This window comes from Nonomuraea sp. NPDC059007 (assembly GCF_042740555.1).
Classification (GTDB): domain Bacteria; phylum Actinomycetota; class Actinomycetes; order Streptosporangiales; family Streptosporangiaceae; genus Nonomuraea.
Genome location: NZ_JBHYJD010000055.1, coordinates 26,390 through 47,081 on the forward strand (window position 1 = coordinate 26,390; position 20,692 = coordinate 47,081).

At 68.7% G+C, this 20,692-nt stretch carries 21 protein-coding genes and 2 pseudogenes; 13 read left to right on the forward strand and 10 right to left on the reverse strand.

All coding sequences use genetic code 11. From position 1 onward, the window contains the following. Window positions 1–30: 30 nt before the first annotated feature. From ACFWY5_RS49055 to ACFWY5_RS49065, 3 genes are all read right to left on the reverse strand, one after another. The gene (locus ACFWY5_RS49055) at window positions 31–1,242 is read right to left on the reverse strand and encodes an FAD-dependent monooxygenase (RefSeq protein WP_379639053.1); all 1,212 of its coding nucleotides are present in this window, start codon (window positions 1,240–1,242) and stop codon (window positions 31–33) included. A gap of 129 nt (window positions 1,243–1,371) precedes the next feature. Further along, window positions 1,372–2,304 carry an NAD-dependent epimerase/dehydratase family protein gene (locus ACFWY5_RS49060; protein ID WP_379639054.1) on the reverse strand — a complete coding sequence of 311 codons (933 nt, stop codon included), beginning with the start codon at window positions 2,302–2,304 and terminating at the stop codon, window positions 1,372–1,374. Beyond that, window positions 2,301–2,693 carry a hypothetical protein gene (locus ACFWY5_RS49065; protein WP_379639055.1) on the reverse strand — a complete coding sequence of 131 codons (393 nt, stop codon included), beginning with the start codon at window positions 2,691–2,693 and terminating at the stop codon, window positions 2,301–2,303. Before ACFWY5_RS49065 ends, ACFWY5_RS49060 begins: the two co-directional genes overlap by 4 nt. 151 nt (window positions 2,694–2,844) lie before the next feature. Between ACFWY5_RS49065 and ACFWY5_RS49070 the strand changes: the two genes are divergently transcribed. The 4 genes from ACFWY5_RS49070 (at window position 2,845) to ACFWY5_RS49085 (ending at window position 5,534) form a co-directional block, all read left to right on the forward strand. Continuing rightward, window positions 2,845–3,807, forward strand: a complete 963-nt coding sequence (locus ACFWY5_RS49070; RefSeq protein ID WP_379639056.1) for a GlxA family transcriptional regulator — start codon at window positions 2,845–2,847, stop codon at window positions 3,805–3,807. After that, window positions 3,804–4,412, forward strand: coding sequence for a DJ-1/PfpI family protein (locus ACFWY5_RS49075; RefSeq protein ID WP_379639057.1), 609 nt, complete (start codon window positions 3,804–3,806; stop codon window positions 4,410–4,412). Before ACFWY5_RS49070 ends, ACFWY5_RS49075 begins: the two co-directional genes overlap by 4 nt. Window positions 4,413–4,461: 49 nt before the next feature. Next, the gene (locus ACFWY5_RS49080) at window positions 4,462–5,052 is read left to right on the forward strand and encodes a helix-turn-helix domain-containing protein (RefSeq protein ID WP_379639058.1); all 591 of its coding nucleotides are present in this window, start codon (window positions 4,462–4,464) and stop codon (window positions 5,050–5,052) included. Between the two features lie 263 nt (window positions 5,053–5,315). After that, window positions 5,316–5,534, forward strand: a complete 219-nt coding sequence (locus tag ACFWY5_RS49085; RefSeq protein WP_379639059.1) for a hypothetical protein — start codon at window positions 5,316–5,318, stop codon at window positions 5,532–5,534. A gap of 106 nt (window positions 5,535–5,640) precedes the next feature. On the opposite strand, the gene ACFWY5_RS49090 is transcribed toward ACFWY5_RS49085, so the two are convergent. Genes ACFWY5_RS49090 through ACFWY5_RS49105 form a run of 4 tightly spaced genes read right to left on the reverse strand, consistent with a single transcriptional unit; the run spans window position 5,641 to window position 9,598 of the window. Further along, a complete protein-coding gene (locus ACFWY5_RS49090; RefSeq protein WP_379639061.1) occupies window positions 5,641–6,681 on the reverse strand; it encodes an ABC transporter ATP-binding protein in 1,041 nt (346 codons plus the stop codon). After that, on the reverse strand, window positions 6,682–7,488 hold the full coding sequence (locus ACFWY5_RS49095; protein WP_379622525.1) for a carbohydrate ABC transporter permease: 807 nt from the start codon (window positions 7,486–7,488) through the stop codon (window positions 6,682–6,684). It lies immediately after the preceding gene. After that, window positions 7,485–8,348 carry a carbohydrate ABC transporter permease gene (locus ACFWY5_RS49100; RefSeq protein ID WP_379622522.1) on the reverse strand — a complete coding sequence of 288 codons (864 nt, stop codon included), beginning with the start codon at window positions 8,346–8,348 and terminating at the stop codon, window positions 7,485–7,487. The genes ACFWY5_RS49095 and ACFWY5_RS49100 overlap by 4 nt, the downstream gene beginning before the upstream one ends. Continuing rightward, a complete protein-coding gene (locus ACFWY5_RS49105) occupies window positions 8,345–9,598 on the reverse strand; it encodes an ABC transporter substrate-binding protein (RefSeq protein ID WP_379639062.1) in 1,254 nt (417 codons plus the stop codon). Before ACFWY5_RS49105 ends, ACFWY5_RS49100 begins: the two co-directional genes overlap by 4 nt. Before the next feature lie 74 nt (window positions 9,599–9,672). Between ACFWY5_RS49105 and ACFWY5_RS49110 the strand changes: the two genes are divergently transcribed. Then, window positions 9,673–10,323, forward strand: coding sequence for a transcriptional regulator (locus ACFWY5_RS49110; RefSeq protein WP_379622518.1), 651 nt, complete (start codon window positions 9,673–9,675; stop codon window positions 10,321–10,323). Between the two features lie 21 nt (window positions 10,324–10,344). Here ACFWY5_RS49110 and ACFWY5_RS49115 read toward each other — a convergent pair. Next, window positions 10,345–11,550 (reverse strand): annotated as a pseudogene (locus ACFWY5_RS49115) (alpha/beta hydrolase); the annotation flags it as partial. 396 nt (window positions 11,551–11,946) lie between these two features. On the opposite strand from ACFWY5_RS49115, the gene ACFWY5_RS49120 reads away from it, so the two are divergent. The 8 genes and pseudogenes from ACFWY5_RS49120 (at window position 11,947) to ACFWY5_RS49155 (ending at window position 17,215) form a co-directional block, all read left to right on the forward strand. Beyond that, window positions 11,947–13,167: a sensor domain-containing protein gene (locus ACFWY5_RS49120; RefSeq protein ID WP_379622516.1), complete on the forward strand. Its 1,221-nt coding sequence runs from the start codon at window positions 11,947–11,949 to the stop codon at window positions 13,165–13,167. Continuing rightward, window positions 13,119–13,769 (forward strand): response regulator, encoded by a 651-nt coding sequence (locus ACFWY5_RS49125; RefSeq protein ID WP_379639063.1) that lies wholly within the window; start codon window positions 13,119–13,121, stop codon window positions 13,767–13,769. Before ACFWY5_RS49120 ends, ACFWY5_RS49125 begins: the two co-directional genes overlap by 49 nt. A gap of 94 nt (window positions 13,770–13,863) precedes the next feature. Beyond that, the gene (locus ACFWY5_RS49130; RefSeq protein WP_379639064.1) at window positions 13,864–14,049 is read left to right on the forward strand and encodes a hypothetical protein; all 186 of its coding nucleotides are present in this window, start codon (window positions 13,864–13,866) and stop codon (window positions 14,047–14,049) included. Further along, window positions 14,025–14,162 (forward strand): annotated as a pseudogene (locus tag ACFWY5_RS49135) (FAD-dependent monooxygenase); the annotation flags it as partial. The gene ACFWY5_RS49130 and the pseudogene ACFWY5_RS49135, both read left to right, overlap by 25 nt. Before the next feature lie 76 nt (window positions 14,163–14,238). Beyond that, on the forward strand, window positions 14,239–14,385 hold the full coding sequence (locus tag ACFWY5_RS49140) for a hypothetical protein (RefSeq protein WP_379639065.1): 147 nt from the start codon (window positions 14,239–14,241) through the stop codon (window positions 14,383–14,385). A 157-nt stretch (window positions 14,386–14,542) separates the two neighbouring features. Continuing rightward, window positions 14,543–15,055 carry a MarR family winged helix-turn-helix transcriptional regulator gene (locus tag ACFWY5_RS49145; protein ID WP_379639067.1) on the forward strand — a complete coding sequence of 171 codons (513 nt, stop codon included), beginning with the start codon at window positions 14,543–14,545 and terminating at the stop codon, window positions 15,053–15,055. Further along, the gene (locus ACFWY5_RS49150) at window positions 15,052–15,972 is read left to right on the forward strand and encodes a DMT family transporter (RefSeq protein ID WP_379639068.1); all 921 of its coding nucleotides are present in this window, start codon (window positions 15,052–15,054) and stop codon (window positions 15,970–15,972) included. The genes ACFWY5_RS49145 and ACFWY5_RS49150 overlap by 4 nt, the downstream gene beginning before the upstream one ends. Before the next feature lie 49 nt (window positions 15,973–16,021). Continuing rightward, the gene (locus ACFWY5_RS49155) at window positions 16,022–17,215 is read left to right on the forward strand and encodes a trans-sulfuration enzyme family protein (RefSeq protein WP_379639069.1); all 1,194 of its coding nucleotides are present in this window, start codon (window positions 16,022–16,024) and stop codon (window positions 17,213–17,215) included. A 29-nt stretch (window positions 17,216–17,244) separates the two neighbouring features. On the opposite strand, the gene ACFWY5_RS49160 is transcribed toward ACFWY5_RS49155, so the two are convergent. Both ACFWY5_RS49160 and ACFWY5_RS49165 read right to left on the reverse strand, forming a co-directional pair. After that, window positions 17,245–18,912 (reverse strand): ATP-binding cassette domain-containing protein, encoded by a 1,668-nt coding sequence (locus ACFWY5_RS49160; protein WP_379639070.1) that lies wholly within the window; start codon window positions 18,910–18,912, stop codon window positions 17,245–17,247. Then, entirely contained in the window at window positions 18,909–20,660 is a 1,752-nt protein-coding gene (locus ACFWY5_RS49165) for an ABC transporter ATP-binding protein (protein WP_379639071.1), read from the reverse strand. The genes ACFWY5_RS49160 and ACFWY5_RS49165 overlap by 4 nt, the downstream gene beginning before the upstream one ends. Window positions 20,661–20,692: the final 32 nt, after the last annotated feature.

A 20,692-nucleotide genomic window follows, 5' to 3' on the forward strand; every position in this document is an offset into this window, starting at 1 on the left:
TCGTTCCTCTTGTTCCAGATCCGGGACGTCTCAGACGGCGGCGACGTCCACCTCTTTGTTGCTCATGTCCGGGCCTATTATCTTGCCCAGGAACTGCCCGATGGCCGGGGTGTGCACGAGGCGCATCATCAAGGTGCGCAGGAGCCGCTCCTTGCGGTCATGCGGAGTGAAGATCTTGCGCATCTGCAGCGCGCTGTTCTGCTCGGTATGGATGAAAGGCCGCATCCTGGCCTCCCACGCCCGCAACGCGCCAGGCTGGTCACCCGGGTGGCGTTGCAGCATGGTGCCCAGCAACTCGGCTCCGGCGATGCCGCTGGAGGCGCCCATGCCCGCGTACAAGGTCACGCACCAGGCGGCGTCGCCGATCAGGACGACCCGCCCGCGGTGCCATCGTGGCATCTTGACCTGGTTCACGGAGTCGAACAGGTATTCCGGCGCCTGTTCGAACCGCGTGAACAACTCTTCCAGCAGCCGGCCAGTGGGTTCGGGGCCGAAGGCGGCGCGGATGGACTCGATCGGCGGACGGCGGAACTCGGCGTCGATGTCGCGCGTGCGGTAGGAGAACAGCAGGCTCGGCGTGTGGTCGGAGAAGGGGAAGATGATCGCTGAACGCCCCGGTTCGGCCAGGGACAGGCCCACGTCCAGGCCGAGACCCTCGATCGGCTGGTCAAGGACGGTGGCGCCGATCATGTAGTTGAGCGGGTGCAGGTACTTTTCGGGTCCGAAGGCCAGCTCGCGCACGGTCGAGCGCATCCCGTCGGCGCCCACCACCAGGTCGAAGCGCTCGGTGACGGTGGCCCCGGAGACGGTGTCGAGGAGGGTGACCTCGGCCGCGGAGTCGTCCTGCGTGATCTGGGTCGGCACCGTGGAGTAGCGGATCTCCACATCGGCGGGCAGCGCGGAGAACAGGGCCTGCTCGATGTCGCCGCGCAGTAGCTGCCGGGGGATGGCGGGCAGGGCGGCCGGGCTCATTCCGGGGCTGCGGCGCCCGGCCCGGTTCACGTCATGGCTGACCATCCGGGCGGGCGTCCGATCTCCGATCGCCTCCAGGACGCCGAGCCTGCGCGCGGGGGCGGCGCCTGCCTTGAACAACATGATGAAGTACCCGCCCGCACGACGGGCGGGTGCTCGTTCCACGACCACGGGCTCCCAGCCCACCTGGCGTAGCCGCAGCGCGGTGGCGAGTCCCGCGACGCCGAGGCCAACCACCAGAGCCCGGCCGCCCTTGCCCGTTTTTGTCATGACAGCTCCTCTTGTTCGCGTCCTGAGCAGAAGGCTAATTGAGAAACTGACCAAATTGGTTCTGGCGGTCAGTTCGTGCGGGTGAGATGCCTCACCGCCGGTTCTGGACCCTCGGAAGCGCCTTCGACATCACGGCCTCTCACGGGCCTCCAGACCCTCGCGCAAGGTGCCGTACGCAGGGGTCCAGCCGAGTTCCCTGGTGGCCTTGGCATGGGAGATGCGCATCGTCGTGTCGATCATCAGGCAGCCCAGATACGGCACGGCGAGCCGGAGCAACCATCTCGGCGTCACCACGGGCCGCGGGGTGCCGTGGGCTCGGGAGACCTCGGTGAGGAAGGCGCGCCAGCTTACCGGCTGGTCGTCCACGATGTTGTACGCCTCGCCGGCCCGGCCGCGTTCCATGGCCGCGACCGTGGCGGCGGCCGCGTCGTTCACGTGGACGAAGGAGGTGGTGGCGGTCTTGCCCCGAGGCAGGATGGGCGCCCGTTTGCGCATCATGTCGGCGAACATGTCGCTGAACGCGTTCTTGCCGTAGAACATCCCGTACCGCAGAGCGATGCCCTCGATGCCGTCGGCGGCGAACACCTGGCTTTCGGTGGCCATGCCGGCGTCGGTGACCAGGTCGCCGATGTTGCCGACGCGGGAGCCGAAGGTGTCGTCCTCGGTCAGGACGGTGTCGCCGTGATCGCGGTAGCCGTACCCGGTGATCAGTGATTGTGTGACGAACCGCCGCGCGCCGACCAGGCGCGCGGCCGCCAGGAGGTGCTCGGTCCCCCGGCCGCGCAGGGCAAGGGTGGGGTCGTCGGGGCGCAGGGTGCGCGGAGCGTTCCGCAGCGCTGTGGCCTGGTGCATGACCACGTCGGCGGACCGGCCGTCGACGGCGCGGAGCAACGCGTCCCGATCCAGTACATCGGCGATCACCGGGTCCGCGCCATGCTCGGCGACCAGTCGTCGCTTGGCGGGATCGCGGATGACGGCAGTCACCTCGTGACCCGCGCCGGCCAGCGCCGACAGCAGCGGTACCCCGATCGCGCCGGTCGCTCCGGCGAGCAGGACCTTCATCGCGCTTGCTCCTTGGTCGCTCGCGCGCGCAGATGCCGGGCCCGGAGGACAATGCCCACCAGTGCGAGGAGGGTCTGCGCGCCGATCACGTAGGGATCGCTCGCGGCGCCGCCGAGATGAGAGTCGATCGTGTGGTTGACCGTGTGGATCAAGCTGGCCGTCGCGAGGCCGACGAGGGCGACGAGGATGGCGTCCCGCCAGATCAGCGAGACCAGCAGGGCGACCCCGATGCCCAGGTGGAAAGCACCCAAGTCATGCAGGAAATGAACATGATTGGGATAGTTGACGAACTCGGCGAACTCGCGTGGCCACCCCCACATCCAAACGCCGAAGTACAACGTGTAGAGCGCGCTGACGATCACGACAATCGTCGTCACAGCCCGTGTCATGAAGACCTCCTGCCTCGAATGAACATCGCAAGGACGGAGCAGCCGGCGTCGGTGTGACATGAGGGCGGCCCTTGTGGCACAGGTCACCGTGGCGCGATCTGTGGGGTGTGTGTCGTTGACGCCCGGCCCGGGTTGGTCGCACCGTCGAAGTGTGCAGAAACGTCAGATCGCCTTCGTCGTCTACCCGGGCTTCCAGTCGCTCGATCTTGTCGGACCGCACGAGGTGTTCAGCCGCGCGGAGACCTACGCCGCAACGATCGTGGCGCCGGAATCCGGGCTGGTGCGCGCCGAGAGCGGGCTGCCGGTCCACGTCGCGCACGGCCTGGCCGACCTGGATCCGGCGGGCTTCGACACGCTCATCGTGGCCGGCGGGTCGGGGGTTTACGCGGCCAGGTACGACCGGCGCCTGACCGCCTGGGTCGAGGCGGCGGCGGCGAGCGCCAGGCGGGTCGCCTCGGTGTGCAGCGGCACTTTCCTGCTGGCCGAGGCCGGGTTGCTGGACGGCCGCCGGGTCACCACCCACTGGAACAGGGCTCGGCGGCTGGCGCGGGAGTATCCGCGGGTCAGCGTCGATCCGGAGCCGATCTTCATTCGTGATGGGCGCATCTGGTCGTCGGCCGGGGTGACCGCGGGGATGGATCTGGCGCTCGCCCTGATGGAGGAGGATCTGGGCCAGCGGGTGGCGCTGGAGGTCGCGCGTGACCTGGTGCTGTTTCTGCGCAGGCCGGGCGGGCAGTCGCAGTTCAGCGTGGGGTTGTGGTCGGTACGGCCGGCCAGCGACCCCATCCGCGAGGCGGTGTCGTCGATCCATTCGGCGCCCGGCGCCCGGCACGACATCGCCGATCTGGCCGAGCAGGCGGGGCTCAGCACCCGCCACCTGCAACGTCGTTTCACCGCCGAGGTCGGCATCCCGCCCGCCGCCTATGTCGAACGTGTGCGGTTGGAGGCCGCGCAGCGAGCACTTGAGGAGGGCGGGGACCCCGTCGACGTCATCGCGCGCCGGTTGGGCTTCGGCACGGCCGAGACCTTGCGGCGTGCTTTCCATCGGCGCCTGGGGGTCGCCCCTTCGGACTATCGCGACCGATTCCGTTCCGCTCTGAGAGGATCGTCATGACCACCTACGGACTCCTGGTCTTCAACAGCGCCGAGGAACTCGACTTCGTCGGCCCCTGGGAGGTCTTCATGGCCTCCAGGATGCTCCGCGAAGACGCCGACACCGGCGTGCTCGTCGCCGAACGGTCCGAACCCGTCCAGTGCAGCAAGGGCATGCGCGTGCTGCCGCATCACACGCTCGATGACCATCCGCCGCTCGACGTGCTGCTGGTTCCCGGCGGCAACGGTGCGCGGCGGGTCGAGCCGAACAACCCGGTCGTGACCGGCTGGATCGCCAAGACCTCCGAGCGGGCCGCGTGGACGGTGGGCGTGTGCACGGGAGCGTTCCTGCTGCATGCCGCCGGGCCGGCGCGCGGCCGCCGCGTGGCCACCCACTGGAACCACGAGGACTCGCTGGAGGCTCTCGGCGACGTCACCGTCGTCCGTGACGCGCGTTACGTCGTGGACGGCAATCTCCTCACCAGCCAGGGCGTCTCCGCGGGGATCGACGCCGCGCTCTGGCTCGTGGGGCGGCTGCATGGACGCGAGCACGCGCGGGCCGTGCGCCGCATGATTCAGTACGAGCCGGCGCCGCCGTACATGGCCGACGAGCCGCTGGCGCTCTAGCGGGTGATTTATAGTTCACTGGCAAGTGCACTTACAGCAGGGGTGGCGCATGACCAGCTTGCATGACCTGACCGGTACGCTCGCCGCCAACGTGCGAGGAAACCGCCAGGCTCGCGGCTGGACGCTGGATGAGATGGCCGAGCGATGCGGTCTGAGCCGGCGCATGATCGTGCAGATCGAACAAGGGCAATCCAACCCCAGTATCGCCACCTTGTTGCGTATCTCCGATGCCCTCGGGCTGGGCCTGCCCCAGCTCGTGGCGCTTCAGCAGCCGCCCAAGCCGAAGGTCGTCCGTTCCGGGCAGGGCCCGCGGTTGTGGCGGGGGACTCACGGCGGCCACGCGCATCTGGTGGCCGGCTCGGGCCCGCCCGACGTGCTGGAGCTGTGGGATTGGACGCTCCATCCCGCGGAGTCGCACAGCAGTGAGGCACACTCGCCGGGCACCGTCGAACACCTGCTCGTCATCAGTGGCGAAGTCGATCTCCGGGTCTCCGACGAGGTGCGGCGCCTGCTTCCCGGTGACGCCGTGAGCTTCAACGGAGACCAGCCGCACAGCTATGCCAACGATCCGGACGCCGAGGGTCCGGCTCGATTCGCGCTCAGCGTTCTTCAACCCGGAGTGGGCGCCGCGACAGGCTGATGACAAGGGAGTGATCGCTCTGGATCCATCGATCGTCGACCAGCAACTGGACGCGGTGATCCGGTCATTGACCGCGACCGTCGACGGGGACGTGGTCGCCTCCGCGACGACCCTCACCCAGGAATACCCCCTCGCTCTGGAGAGCCTGTGGGAAGCGTGTACGGCCCAAGAGCGTCTGGCCAAGTGGCTGGGGCCTCACGGTGATCCATTCCGCCGGCATAGCGGCACAGCGATGGGAGCAATACGGAGCCGGTGAGACCGGTGTGGGCTGGGACATCTGGTTGCTGGCCCTGAGGTGGCACCTGGCCACCGGAGACGCGGTCGCCGGCGACATCATCAGCTGGACCGAGAGCGCCGCCGGCCACACCTTCGTCACCAACAGCAGTCGCAGGTGGGCGGACGCCTCCATCCTCGCCGGCACGCCGGAAGCCCAGGCGCGGGCCGCCGAATCCCGCATCACGTCGTTCTACGCGAATCACTGATTCCGCCACCCGGCTTGCACTAGAGAGTGCATTATGGTGCATTTCGGAAGGGTGCGGACAGCTCCGCGCTCCGAAAGGGAGTCCGGAATGGGGGCTGACGGAACGGCTACGCCTGCCGCTCACCCGTTTCCGCGTCGAACCAGGACGCGCCGGTCAGGTCCAGGTCGACCCGGCACTCGCTCCCGGGCGCGAACGTCAGGTCGCCCGGCATGCGCGCGTAGTGCAGTTCGGGGCCGTCCAGGGTGAAGGCGATCACGGTCTCGGCGCCCAGGTGTTCGACGACCACCACCTTGCCGCGTAGCCCGCCCGGTTCTGCGGAGATCGTCACCTTTTCCGCGCGTACGCCGAGCAGCCGCCCGTCCCGGGGCAGGAGGTTCATCGGCGGGCTGCCGATGAAGCGGGCGACGAAGGTGTTGGCCGGCCGGTCGTAGATCTCCTTCGGCGTGCCGTACTGCTGGATGACGCCCTCGTTCATCACGATGATGCGCGTGCCCATGGTCATCGCCTCGACCTGGTCGTGCGTGACGTACACGAAGCTCTTGCGTACCCGCTGGTAGAGCGCGCTGATCTCGGCGCGCATCTGCGTGCGCAGCTTGGCGTCGAGGTTCGACAGCGGCTCGTCGAGGAGGTAGAGCGACGGCTCACGCACCAGGGCGCGGGCGACGGCGACCCGCTGGCGCTGCCCACCGGACAGGGTCTTGGGACGCCGGTCCAGGTGCGCGGTCAGCTCCATCATCGCGGCCACCTCCTCCACGCGGTCGCGCACCGCGGGATCGCGCAGGAACTTCCGGCGCATCAGCCGGTTGACCACCGGGAAATGGTGATACCAGCGGAAACGGCCCATGAGCAGCGGGAAGGCGATGTTCGCCCGTACCGTCATGTGCGGATACAGGGCGTAGGACTGGAAGACGAAGGCGATACGCCGCTCGCGCGGTTCGAGCCCGTTCACCTTCACGCCGTCGAACTCCAGCGTGCCGCTGGTGATGTCGGTCAGCCCGGCGATCATGCGGAGCATGGTCGACTTCCCGCACCCGGAGGGCCCCAGCAGGACGAGGAACTCCTGGTCGGGAACCTCCGCGTCGAAGTTCTTGATGACGCTGACGTCACCGAAGCTCTTGGTGACCGCGTCGAAGCGAATGTTCGGCATCTAACCCTTCACCGACCCAGAGGTGAGCCCGCTCACGATCCTGCGCTGGACCAGCAGGAAGAAGATGATGGCCGGCACCGTGAAGATCAGGGCCGCGGTCATCACCGTGCCGAGCGGGGTGACGAACTCGCCGACGTAGGAGGCCAGCCCCTTGGACGCCGGCCACTTCTCCTTGTCGACCATGAACGTGTTGGCGAACAGGAATTCGTTCCACCCGTCGAAGAACGTGATGACGGCCGCCGCGGCCACCGACGGCATCACCAGCGGGAGGATGATCTGCGGGAGCATCGCGTACTGCGGGCAGCCGTCCACCCGCGCCGACTCTTCGATCTCGATCGGGATCCGGTCCATCGCGCTCTTCATGATCCACACGGCGACCGGCATCGCGAAGGCCGTATTGGCGAGCACGAGCCCGCCGAGGTCGTTGAGCAGCCCCACCACCAGGAAGATCGCGTAGAGCGGCACGACGACTAGTGCTTCGGGCAGCATCTGCGTGGCGAACAACGCGAAGCCGAACACGCCCTTCCCGCGGAACCGATAGCGAGAAAGGGCATAACCCGCCAGTACGGCGAGCAACAGGCTCAGCAGCGTCGTGCCGAACGCCACGAAGGCGCTGTTGGTCAGCCAGCCCAGCATCGGACCGAGCGCGCCGAAATCCAGCCCGCCAGGGTCGGGCACCAGCGGCGGCGACGCGGAGAAGATCTCCTCGGTGGTCCGCGTGGCCGTCGTCAGCATCCAGTAGAGCGGGAAGCCCGTGCCGATCACCAGCACGAGCACTGCGAGAAAACGCAGGATCCGGCCGATCACCACGCCTCCTCCCTTCTGTCGAGCAGGAAGTGGGCCACCGTCACCAGCGCCGCCAGCAGCAGTCCGACGGTTCCCAGCGCCGCCGACAACCCCAGGTCGGAGTTGAGGAACGACTCGCGGTACACGCTGATCACCACCGTGTTCGTGGCCTCGACCGGTCCGCCTTGGGTGAGCAGCCAGATGATGTCGAAGCGCCGCAGCGACCAGATCGTCATCAGCAGGGCCACGATCCTGAGCGTGGGGGTGAGGAACGGGAAGACGATGTCCCGGAAGGTGTTGACCGGGTCGGCGCCGTCCACCCGCGCCGACTCGTAGAGTTCGTCGGGCACCGACTGCAGCGCGGCGAGCACGACGAGCATGACGAAGGGGAAGACCTTCCAGATCGAGGCCACCGTGACCGCCGTCAGGGCCCAGGTGGTGTCGGTGAGCCAGCCTTGGCCGTCGAAACCGAGCGCGCGCACGCCCCGGTTCAGCACCCCGCTGTCGTTGTTGTAGATCCACACGAAGATCAGGGCGACCGCCACGGTCGGTACCGCCCAGGGCATCGTGAGGATGGTCCGCGCCGCCGTACGCCCGGGGAAGGTGCGGTTCAGCAGAACGGCGGCCAGCGTCCCGAGCAGGAGAGAACCGGCTACGGTCGCCGCCGAATAGACGAGGGTGACCACGAGCGAGTGGTAGAAGCCGGGCTCGCCCAGCAGGTTGGCATAGTGCTCGAACCCGATGAACTCTCCGGCCGTGGGATTGAGCAGCTTGGCGTCGGTGACGCTCAGCCACAGGCCGTTGAGCAGCGGCGCGGCGGTCAGCAGAACCAGGTAGACCGCCGCTCCCGCGATGAGGAGGTACGGCAAGCGCCGGGTCACGCCAGTTTCTCCGCCTCCTGTTGAGCCCGCTTCAGTGCCGCCGCCGGGTCCTCGTCCTGCACCAGGACCTTCTCGATCTCCTGCAGCACGATGTGCCTGATCTGGGGCGTCTTGGTCTCGAAGCCGTCGATCACCGCGTCGCTGGAGTTCGGCGCCTGTTCGCGGAAGGTCTCGACCCACGGGTTCTCGGTCAGGAACGCCCGCGGTGGCTGGGCGTCGGTGCCGATCACGCTGGCGCCCAGCGCGGCGGCGGCCGACTCCTGCGCCCGGGCCGAGAAGAACCACTTCAGCCAGTCCTTGGCCAGCGCCTTGTTCTTGCTGTTCTTGTTGATTCCGACGAAGAAGCTCGCGTGGCTGGAGCCCTGGCCGGGGAAGGGCAGTTTGCCCGCGCCGACCCCGCTCGCGCTGGGAACGGCCTGGTTACCGTTGACCATGGTGAACAACGCGGAGCTGTTGTCGATCATCATTCCGATCTTGCCCTCTTTGAACTTCGACCGGAAGGTGGAGGCGTCGTCGCCGACGGACATCGCGCCGCTGTCGTACATCTGCTTGTACGCGGTGACCGCCGCGACGTTCTCCGGGGAGTCGATGGTGAGCTTGCCGCCCCGCGACCAGCCGCCGCCGAACCCGTACGGCCAGTTGGAGAAGTCGATCCACCAGGGCGCCTCCTCGTTGATCTGATGCCGTACGGCGAAGCCGGGATTGCCGGTCTTGTCCTTGATGGCCTTGGCCGCCGCGACCAGGCCGGGCAGGTCGGTGGGCGGTTCGACCCCGGCCTCTTTCAGCAGCTTCTCGTTCCAGAACAACGCGTAGTTGACGATCTCCCAGGCGTACGCGAGCTGCTCCTCCTTGAAGACGGCCGCCTTGTTGCCGTTGTTCAGCTTGGCCTTGTCCTCGGGGGCGAGCACGTCACCGACCGGTTCGAGCAGGCCGTTCTGGGCCAGTTCCGGGAAGAAGGTATCGGGAATGAGGAGAATATCCGGCCCGCCGCGCGCGCCCATCTGCGTCTTGAGCGTGCTCTCGTAATCCTTGCGGGTGATCGCCTGCTGCTTCAGCCTGGCCTTGGGATTGGCCTGCTGGTAGCCGGTCACCGCTTTCCATAGCTGGTCACCGCGGTTGGGTTCGAGCCACTGGAAGTTCGCGAAGACGAGTTCCCCGCCCTCGTCGGCCGGCTTGCCCGTACCGCCGCCTCCGCCGCAAGCCGTCACGGCCAGCACCGCCGCCGTTAATAAGGCTCCGAGTTTGCGCATGGCCAAGTGTGGTCAGAACTTTTACAACGAATCAATATGCTGGACAAAAAATCTGTCAATGGGACACTGTCCGCGTGAGCGCCATCGAGGAGTTCGAGCCGCTGCTGCGCCCCATCATGAAGGCGATCGCGGCGGCCGTCGGCCCGCATTGCGAGGTCGTGCTGCATGACCTGTCACGCCACGACATGCACAAGACCATCGCCGCCATCGAGAACGGCCACGTGACCGGGCGTCAGGTGGGAGGCCCTTCGACCAACCTCGGCCTTGAGGTGCTCAAGACCGAGGCGGAGGACCACGACGAGTTCGGCTACCGGGCCCGTACCAAAGACGGCCGGGAACTGCGCTCCTCCTCGGTCTACATCCGCGACGACTCCGGGCGGGTGGTCGCGGCCTTCTGTATCAACGTGGACATGACACCCCTGCAGGCCGCACGGGCCAACCTGGCGGCGATCCTCGACGGGGACGCGCCGGTGCGCGAGGAGATCTTCGCGAGCGACATCGTCGAGGTGCTGGACAACCTCATCGAGACCGCGATCGGCGGGAGGTCAGTGGCCCTGATGTCCAAGGACGACAAGCTGGAGGTTCTCCGGTTCCTGGACGCCAAGGGGGCCTTCTTCGTGAAACGCTCCATCGACCGCATCGCCCGCCGGCTGGGCATTTCCCGGGTGACCGCGTACAACTACCTCGACCAGATCCGCACCACCCCGACGAAGCCCGCGCTCTGAAACGGCTGGGCAGGAAGCGTCCTTCCCGGGCAGGACGCCGTCGCCGATCCAGTCGGCGATGTGCCTGTCGGCGCACTTGTTGCCGTTGCCGAGGATCGCGTGGTTCCATCCCTCCACGGTGACGAACGCCGCCCGTCGTCCCAAGGCGCGACGGGTGGCGAGGGCCCCGCCCAGATCGGAGATCCGGTCTCGGGTGTTGTTCAGCATGAGGATGTTCCGCGGGCCGTACGCGTCGGCCCTGACCGGTTCGCCGGTCGGCTCGCCCGGCCAGAAGGCGCAGGCGCTGACGTTGGCGAATCCGCCCCGGGTGATGGGGTAGCGCCTGGCGTCCACCCGCGTGTTGCGCCGGTAGACCTCGATGTCACGCGGCCACGCGGTGTCGGAGCACTGAATGGCGAGAAAGGCGGAGACTTCCCGGTCGCCGTCGGCGGTGGCCCCGGTGGTCAAGGCGTTCAGGAGCGCTGCCACGGCCGGCTCTGGCGGGGCGCCCGGCAGCCTGCCGAGAAACTGGATCAGGCCGGCGAGGGAGGGGAAGGCGCCGTTGGAGCGAAGCAGCGCGTACGTCGCCCTGCGCAGCTCGCGCCCGTCCATGGTGAACGCGCCGACGCGGATCGGCGCCGCGTCCAGCCGGGTGCCCAGCGCGAGAAAACGGGCACGGACGGCGGCGGCCTCCGAGCCGAGACCAAGGGTCTGGTCCTGGCCGCCCGCCCATGCCGCGAAGTCGTCGAAACGGAGCTCGGAGGCCCGGCCGATCAGGCGGTTCTGGTGATACCAGCCGTGTTCGCTGTCGACATTGGAGTCCAGGGTGATCCGATCGGTGTGCGGGGTGAACATCGACGCGTACGCGACTCCCAGGTAGGTGCCGTAGGAGTTGCCGTAGAAGGAGATCTTCCGTTCGCCGAGCGCCTGGCGCAGCAGGTCCATGTCCCTGGCCGTGTTGGCGGTGGTGAGGTGAGGCAGAATGGCTCCGGCTCGGCGCTCGCAGGACGTGGCGATCGACTCCGCCGTGGCGGCGTCGTCGTGGTGCGGGAACGGCACCTGCGAGTACACGATCTGCTCGTCGGTCAGCCCGCAGGAGATCGCGTTGCTCCTGCCGGTTCCCCGCGGATCAAACCCGATCAGGTCGAACCGCGCGAACGCCCGTCGCACGGACGGCGGGCCGACTCCGGCCAGGCCCACGGTGTAGGCCAGTCCCGGCACCCCTGGGCCGCCGGGGTTGGCGAGCATCACACCCCGCCGGTCGGGACCGGTGGCGGGAACCCGGGACACGGCGATGCCGATGGTCTGTCCTCGCGGTTTCCCATGGTCCAAGGGCACGCGCAGGGTGGCGCACCTGGCCTCGGCGGGCCAGCCGCCGGAGGGTGCGGAATCGGCCGGGCACGGCCCCCAGTCCAGGGGCTCGCCCCCGGCCGCGGCCACCGCCGACGTGCAGGAAGCGGCCACGAGAGTCGCTAGAGCGATGATTTTGCCGATCACACGTGATCTCCTTCTCCGATGGACGAGACCACATCGTTTCCGGCCCCACGCCGAGGCGGCCACGGGCCTGGGCCCCCGATCATGGGGGCCTACACCCCCTGCGGGCGGGACGGTGACGCGGGAGAATGGGTCGTCATGCAAGGGGAGATGACCGCGCGGCGATTCGGCGCGCACGTCCGGCGCCGGATGGCGTCCGCAGGCGGCCTCGTGCTGGGCCTCCTCACCGGTGCCGCAGCGTTGTCCTTGGTGGTGCTGGTCGTGGCCGGGCTGATCCTGGTGCCGGTCGCCGGCCTTGGCCTGCCCGTTCTGATCGAGGCGCTGGTGCTGGTCAGGGCACTGGCCGGGCTGCACGGCCGATGGGCCGCGCGCGTGCTCGGCACCCCATCCTCCGGTTCGTACGGCGAGCGGCCCCAGCGCCGGCTCGGCGCGCGGTTGCGCGACCCGCGTACACGTCGCGAGATCCGCTGGCTGCTCGCCTGCGGGCCGGTCGCGGCCGGTACCACGCTCGTGCCCGGCGCGCTCGTGGCCGGGGCCGTGGCGGTGATGAGCAAGCCGAAAGATCTCGCCGGTACGGTGGCGCAGGCGTTCGCGGCCGCACTGCTGGTGCTGATCGCCTGGTTGCTGCTGCCCTGGCTGTGCCGCCTGCAGGCGAGGATCACGTGGAACCTCCTGGTTCCGGCCGATCGCGCCGAACTGGCCGCACGGGTGGCCGAGCTGACCGCCTCACGGTCGATGGCCGTCGACACGCAGGCGGCCGAGCTTCGGCGGATCGAACGTGATCTGCACGACGGCGCGCAGGCCCGGTTGGTCGCGCTCTCGATGAGCCTGGGACTGGCCGAGCAATCGATCGCCGGCGATCCCGAACAAGCCCGCCGCCTCGTGATGGAGGCCCGGGAGTCCGCGACCACCGCGCTGGCCGAACTCCGCGATCTGGTCCGGGGCGTTCATCCACCTGTCCTGGCCGACCGGGGCCTGCCGGGTGCGCTGGAGGCGGCCGCGCTGCTGTGCCCCGTGCCGGTGCGGGTGGAGGGCGGTGTGCAGGGGCGCCCGCCGGCGCCGGTGGAGTCGGCGGCCTACTTCGCCGCCGTCGAGGCGCTGACGAACGTGGCCAAGCACAGCTCGGCGGACCGCGCCTGGCTGGGCCTGGCCTACGACGGCGGCGTGTTGAGGTTGGTCGTGGGGGACGACGGTGTCGGCGGCGCGAGCCTGGATCATGGCAGGGGTCTGGCAGGGGTTCGGAGCCGGTTGTCCGTCTTCGACGGCACGCTCACCGTCCGCAGCCCGCGCGGCGGGCCGACCGAGATCATCATGGAGGTGCCATGCGCGTTGTCGTCGCCGAAGATCACGCTCTCCTCAGAGACGGGCTGATCCGGCTGCTGGTGGCGTACGACTTCGACGTCGTGGACGCCGTCGCCACCGGCCCGCTGCTGCTGGAGGCGTTGACCCGGCACCGGCCGGACATCGCCGTGGTGGATGTACGGCTGCCGCCGACCCTCACCGACGACGGCCTGCGAGCGGTCATCCAGGCACGACGCACCCAGCCCGGCCTGCCGGTCCTGATCCTGTCGCAGTACGTCGAACAGCTCTACGCCAAGGAACTCCTCTCCAGCGGCAGCGGGATCGGCTACCTGCTCAAGGACCGGATCGGCGATGTGACCGAGTTCGTCGACGCCGTCAGGAGAGTCGCCGCCGGAGGCACCGCGATGGACGGAGAAGTGATCGCACAACTCCTCACCCGGCGCGGCCGGGACGAACCGCTCGCCGACCTGACGCCCCGGGAACACGAGGTCCTGCGGCTCATGGCCGAGGGACGCTCGAACGCCGCCATCGCCGGACGGCTGTTCATCACCGAGAAGTCGGTCGGCAAGTACACGACCGGCATCTTCCTCAAACTGGGGCTCGCACCCTCTGACGACGACAATCGCCGCGTGCGGGCCGTCCTGACCTACTTGCAGTCCGATCCGCGTTAGGGCCGCTGCCGGTTGAGCAAAATTGCGCACTTGGAAATATTGACGATCGACCTGGGAGGCGACCGGCTGCGGGCCCGCTACGTGGTCGGCTGCGATGGCGGCCTATCGTGCGCAAGCGCGGCGGCATCGGGTTTCCGGCTCCACCAGCAGTGAGGTCTCCAGGATGGGCGAGGTGGAGCTGCCGGCCGCCGAGGCGCTCCGGCAGGTCTTCGGCGAACTCCTCCGGTACGACCACCCGCTCCAGGCCCTCACCACCTGGTTCGGGATTGCCAAGGAGTGACACGCTTCTACCTGTTCACGCCTCTGCCCGCGTACCACGAAGACCGGGTGGTTCTGATCGGGGACGCCGCCCATCCGATGACGCCCGACCTCGGTCAGGGAGCTGCGCCGGCCGCGGTCGTGCTCAGCGCCGAACTCGCCGGCATCCGTGCGGACGTCGACGCGGCGCTCGACCGCGTACGGAAGGCTCATGCGCGCCTGCGCCCGCTTCGCGAAACTCGCCCAGGCGCCGCATCCGGTCACCGCCGCCACGCGCAACCTGGTCACCAGGATGATCCCGGCGAAGGTGTTCCACGCCGCCGTCGAAAGGACCCTTGGCTGGACACCACCCGCCTGACCGGCCGGCGCCGGTAGTGCTCGAGCAGCCTATTGCTCGCCGTGGGTGGGGAGCCGCCGGTCAGGTTGACGAGCGTGCCGCCTGAAATTTCGGTGCGACCGGCGGTGGCCGCATTGATGATCTTGACAAACATATGCATGAGTTATATACATGAGTCATGTGTTATCGGACGGCCAATCTTCTCGGTGCGCTCGGCATCGCCCTGACCGATGCGCAGAATGCGGTGCTCGGGGCGTCGTCGGGGCTGGCGCCGACGGACGCGGCGGCGCTCAACGCGGTGGCGGTGGCGCCCGGATGCAGCATCGGGGCGATGCAGGTCGCTCTGGGGATCACGCAACCCGGCACGGTCCGCGCCGTGGATCGGCTCGCCGGCGCGGGGCTGGTGGAGCGTCGTGCGGGCATGGACGGTCGTACGGTGTCGCTCCATCTGACGTCGGCAGGCCAGGAACTGTGGCAACGGCAGGCTGACGCCCGCCTCGATTGGCTGCGGCAGGCGATCGAACGGTTGCCGGCCGCCGAACGTGCCGATGTCGAGCGGGTGATCTCGGCGCTGCTGACCGCCGTTACCGGTGACGAGGAGTCGGCGGAGCGGATCTGCCGGTTGTGCGATGAATACCGCTGCCCGCAGGATCGGTGCCCCGTTACCCTCGCGATAGGACCGGGCTCATGAAGGCCGGTGGGCCGCTGCTGATGGTCGCCAGCGCGGCTACGTGGGCCGCCGGGCTGGTGCTGACCAAGGTGGCGCTCGACGTGACCGGGGCGGCTCCCGGCTCGGTGCTGGTGGTGCAGCTGATCGCTTCCGTTGGCGCACTCGCCGTCGCCTGCTCGCTCACCCGATGCTCGCTCAAGGGCGCGTGGCGGCAGGGCTGGGTCGGTCTGCTGGAGCCTGGGGTCGCCTACCAGTTCGCCCTCGCCGGGCTCGCGCTCACCAGCGCCGCCAACGCGAGCGTGCTGGGGAGCCTGGAGCCGGTGATGGTGCCGCTCATCGCCTGGGCGCTGCTACGCCAGCGACCGCAGCGGCGGCTCATCGTCGTCATCGGGGGCGCCACGGTGGGATCGGCGCTGGTGTCGTTCTCGTCCGGCGCAGGGGGCGGTTCGTGGGCAGGAGACGGCCTCGTCGTCGCGAGCGTGGTCGCGGCCGCTGTCTATGTGGTGGTGGCCTCCAGGCAGGTCGCCGCCACCGGGCCGCTGGCGGCGGCGCTCACGCAGCAGGTGTGGGCGCTGGGGTTCGTGATCGCCTGTCAGCTCATGCTGGGGGGCCAGTTGGTGTGGTCCTCGGCCACGCCTGCCCAGCTTCTGCTGGTCGCCGCGGCGGGCGTCCTCAACTACGCGTTGCCGTTCTGGCTCTATCTGACTGCCCTCACGCGGATGCCGGTGGCGCGCGCGGCCACCTACCTCACCCTGATCCCGGTGTTCGGGGTGCTGGGCGCGGTGCTCGTGCTGGGGGAGCGCCTGACGTGGCTCGACCTCGTCGGCGGCGTCCTCGTGGTCGGCAGCCTGGTCGTCGACGCGCGCAGGGCCCCCGCGGACGACGGCGTACGCGACAAAGAGGAAGCTCGACTCGGCAACCCTGACCCTTGCCCATAATGCACTTCAAAGTGCATTATGGTGCACTATGGGAACGGATACGGCTGACATGGGCTTCAGCACCCTCGCAGTGCATGGCGGGGTGGCTCTCGATCCCGTCACAGGAGCCATCGGGCCGCACATCGCGACCTCGACGAACTTCGCCGCGGAGTACGGAAGCATAGGATTCAGCGCCGAGGCCACGGTCGAGGCGGAGGTGCCCTTCGCCTACGCACGCGAAGGCCATCCGAACGCGGCCCAACTCGAAGAGAAGCTGGCTCTGCTGGACGGCGCGCAGGCGGCGGTGGTGTTCGCCACGGGGATCGCGGCGATCTCGGGACTGATGCTTCAGGTGCTCTCGCCCGGCGATCACCTGCTGGTCAGTGACGTCAGCTATGCCGGCACCGCTGAACTCACCCGGGGGCTTTTGCCCGGCCTGGGGATCGAGGTGAGCATCGCCGACATGTCGGATCTCGACGACGTCCGCGCGGCGTTGCGTCCGAACACCCGCCTCATCTACGCCGAGACGCCGTGTAACCCGGTACTCAAGCTGGCGGACATATCGGCACTCGCGCAGATCGCGCACGACCATGGAGCGGAGCTGTGCGTCGACGGGACCTTCGCCACACCCGCGGTCACCCGCCCCCTGCGTCTCGGGGCCGACTACGTGGTGTACTCCCTGACCAAATACATGGGCGGTCATGGCGACGCACTGGGGGGAGCGGTGCTCGGCAGGGCGGAACCGATGGATCGCCTGCGGCGCCACATCGGGGTTCACCTCGGCGGCACCCTCAGCGCCTTCAACTGCTGGCTCATCCTTCGCGGGCTGGAGACGTTGCCGATCCGGATGGCCGCCCACGCGCGAGGAGCCACGCGGGTGGCGCGCTTCCTTCAAGATCATCCCAAGGTCCTGTCGGTCCGGTATCCCGGACTGCCGTCCCACCCGCAACACGCCCTGGCTCGGCGACAGATGATCAGCCCGTCCGGCATGGTGTCCTTCACGGTCGCGGACCATGAGAAGTTCGGTCGGGGACTCAAGGGCAACCTGCGGGTCTTCTCTTACGCGGCCTCGCTGGGCCTGACGCGAAGCCTCATTCTGGAGGCCCGGACGGCCGACCTTCAGCGCACGACCTTCAAGCTCGACGCGGAGCACCTCCGGCGCTACCGGGACTGGGCGGGCGAAGGATTCTTCCGTTTGTCGATCGGGCTGGAGGATCCAGAGGACCTGTGCGCCGACCTCGAACGGGCCCTGTCAGTGATCTAGCGGCCCTCGGGACGGATGAAGACAGGGGCTCAACGAACGTCACACCCGCGAGACCGGACGCGGCCGTGGTCGAGTTCGATGACCTGGTCGGCGCGGGCGAGGGTGGCCGGCCGGTTGGACACCACGAGCAGCGTCGTGCGCCGATCGGCCAGGAGCCGGTCCCATAGCCGTCCCTCGGTCTCGACGTCGAGTGCGCTGGAGACGTCGTCGAGCACGAGGAGGTCGGGGTGACGCACCAGTGCCCGGGCGATCGCCGCACGCTGGATCTGCCCTCCGGACAGGCGTACGCCGCGAGCGCCGATCTTGGTGTCCAGACCGTCGGGCAGGGAGCCGAGGTCGTCGTCCAGGACGGCGGTCCGGAGTGCGGCCGTCAGACCCGCGCCGGTGGGTTCGGATCCGAGCAGGATGTTGTCGCGAAGGGACTCGCTGAACAGCATCGGCACCTGCGGCACGTACGCGGAGTGCGGCGGGATGAAGAAGGCGCCCCGGTTCCCGACCGGCCGGCCGTTCCACCACACCGTTCCGGACTGGGCGGGCAGGAGCCCGAGCAGGGCGCGCAGCAGGGTGGTCTTGCCCGCTCCTGCCGGGCCGCTGACAACGGTGAGGGTGCCGCCGGTCACGGACAGGTCCACCTCGTGAACGCCGCGGCCGGAGATCGCGTTCACGCTGGTGAGCCCCTGGACGCGCAAGCTCCGGAGCCTGCCGGCACGCGGCGGCGTCGTGTGGCCGGGCCGGCGCGCCACCAGGTCCGCCGGCGATTGCGTGGGGAGCAGTTCGCTCAGGCGCTCGATCGCCACCCCGGACTGGCGGTGCCGGGTGAGCAGACGGCCACCGTAGTGCGGCAGGTAGACGAGCGTGCCGGTGTAGGCGGTGAAGAGGGCGAGATCGCCGATGGTGAAATCGCCACGTCGCATCGCGGGTACGGCGAGCATCAGCACCAGCCCGACGCTCACATCCACGGTCGTGCGGTTGAACGCCGACAACAACGCGCTGATGAGCTGATCGCGCAGCCCGGCCGCACGGCGTTGCTCGTTGAGCAGGTCGAGCCGCCGCAGGACCCCGTCGCCGGCCTGCGCCGCCTTGATCGCGAGAACCGCGCCGAACACCTCACCGAGCAGCCGGGTCACCGCGGCGGACGCCTGCCGGTAGGCGACCCGGTGCGAGCGGATCCGGTGGCCGGCCATCCGGGCGCCGATCATCATCGCGGTCAGGGGCAGCACCACGGCGACAGCCACGAGGGGATCGACTCTCAGCATGATCGTCATGGCTCCGGCGGCGAAGGCCAGTTTTCCCACCACGTAGACGCCCGTGTCGGCGAATCCGAGGAAGTCATCCACGTCGTCGCGGAACCGGCTGATCGCCTCACCACTTGACGCCGGCAGGACGGCCCGAGGCCCCCGTACCTGGGCGCGGAGGAGATTGCCCCTGAGCAGCCCGCGCATGGACTCCATGCAGATCGTCCACAACATTCCGCCCCAGACGACGCCCATCCGGACGGCCTCCACCGCGATGAGCACGGCGATCAGCTCGTACGTCCCCCATCCGGCAGAGGCGGCGCCGGTGAGTGAGTCGAAGATCTTCTGCAGCAGCCAGCCGGTGATCAGCCCGAGGCCGTTGGACGTGACGAGCAGGAGGACGACGGCCGAGAACAGTCCTATCCGGTGGCGGGCCACCTTCAGGGTAAGTCGGATGGTCATCTCGCGGCCCCGCCGGCGGTGGTGAGCAACTGGGCGAAACGGGACGAGGGGTCGGTGGTGAGGTCCTCCCGGCAACCGTGTTCCACGATGCGGCCCCGGCTCAGGACGGCTATCTCGTCGGCGCGATCGAGGGTGGCGAGCCGATGGGCGATGAGGATCGCGGTACGTCCCTCGATCAGGGTGTCGACGGCCCGTTCGATGCGCGCCTCGCTGACCGGATCCAGGCGCGAGGTCGCCTCATCCAGGATCACCAGTCCCGGATCCCGCAGAAACACCCGGGCGAAGGCGACGAGCTGGGCCTCACCGGCCGACACGCCGGCCGCCCCGATCCCCACCATGGTGTCCAGGCCATCGGGCAGCGCTCGGTACCACGGCCCGAGCTGGAGCTGCTGGAGCACCTCGACCAGGCGAGCATCGGTGGCGGGCTGCGCACCGAACAAGGTGAGATTGTCCCGGACGGAAGCGTCGAAGAGCTGTACGTTCTGAGTGACCAGGCCGACACTGCCGCGAAGGCTGTTCAGGCGTGCCTCACGGAGATCCACGCCGCCCAGCCGCACCACTCCGCCGGAGGGGTCCGCCAGCCGGAGCATGAGGCGGACCAGGCTTGTCTTCCCGCTGCCAGTACGGCCGGCCACTCCCAGGACCGAGCCGGGCTTCAGGTATAGGTCGATGTCATCCAGAACCGGTACGCCTTCCCGGTAGGCGAAGCGGACCCGCTTCAGCTCCACCGAGAGCGGCCCCGAGGGGATCGTGGCCCGGCCGTCGTCGCCGATCGACGGCGATTCGTTCAGTAGTTCCTGGACACGGGTGAACCCCGCGATCGCCTCCTGGGCCTTCTGCACCTGTGAGGAGATCTGCTCCAGCGGATCGCGCAGCAAGGTGGTGTATCGGAACAACAGGTAAACGGTACCCAGGGTGATCGCCCCGGAATGGAACAGCGCCGTCCCCGCGCCGAGGCTGCAGGCACTGCCGACCGCGAACACCGCAAGGGTGATGACGTAGATGCTCCGGGTGGCGACGGCAGCGCGCGCGGATGCCCGGAGCAGCGCGTCCTGCGCCCGCTGGAAGCGTCCCAGGGCGTGCGCGCCCCCGCCGTTGGCGCGCAGGTCCTCGGCGCCGGACAACCTCTCCTCGATTTCGCCGAACAGCGTGGCCGAGGCGGCCCGCCGTTCCGCGGCCCGAGGGACTGCGGCGTGCCGCAGGCGAACCAGCGTGACTCCGGCGACCGCGACGAACCCGGCCAGGCCGAGGCCTACGCGCCAATCCTCGATGAGGACGAGCACGAGCACGCCGGACAGCGTCAGGACGCTACTGATCATCTGAACCGCGAAAGTGGAGACGAACGATGACAGCGCGGTGATGTCACCATCGGTCCGCTCGATCATTTCACCGGGTGTCCGGCTGTCGTGGAAGGACAGATCCAGGTCCAGAATGTGGCGCGTCACCTTCGTACGGAGTGCGTTGGTGACGCGCCAGGACAAGTGCGTGGCTCCGTAGACGGAGCCGACGGACACCACCTGCTGGATGACGGAGACCAGCAGGTAGGCGCCGACCAGCCACCACAGGGCCGACCACCGGCCGCTCGCCACCTCATCGATGAACACCCTCAGCAATTGCGGACCGGCCAGCGGCAATGCCGAGCTCGCGGCGAGCAGCAGGCCCAGCCCTGCCAACCGGGCGCGCCTTCCCCGGGCGAGCACGCCGAACAACTGCCTGTAGGACGGATTGCTCGCGGATCGGCTTCGCAACGTCCCGCCTCCCCATCAATTGCCTGAGTCAG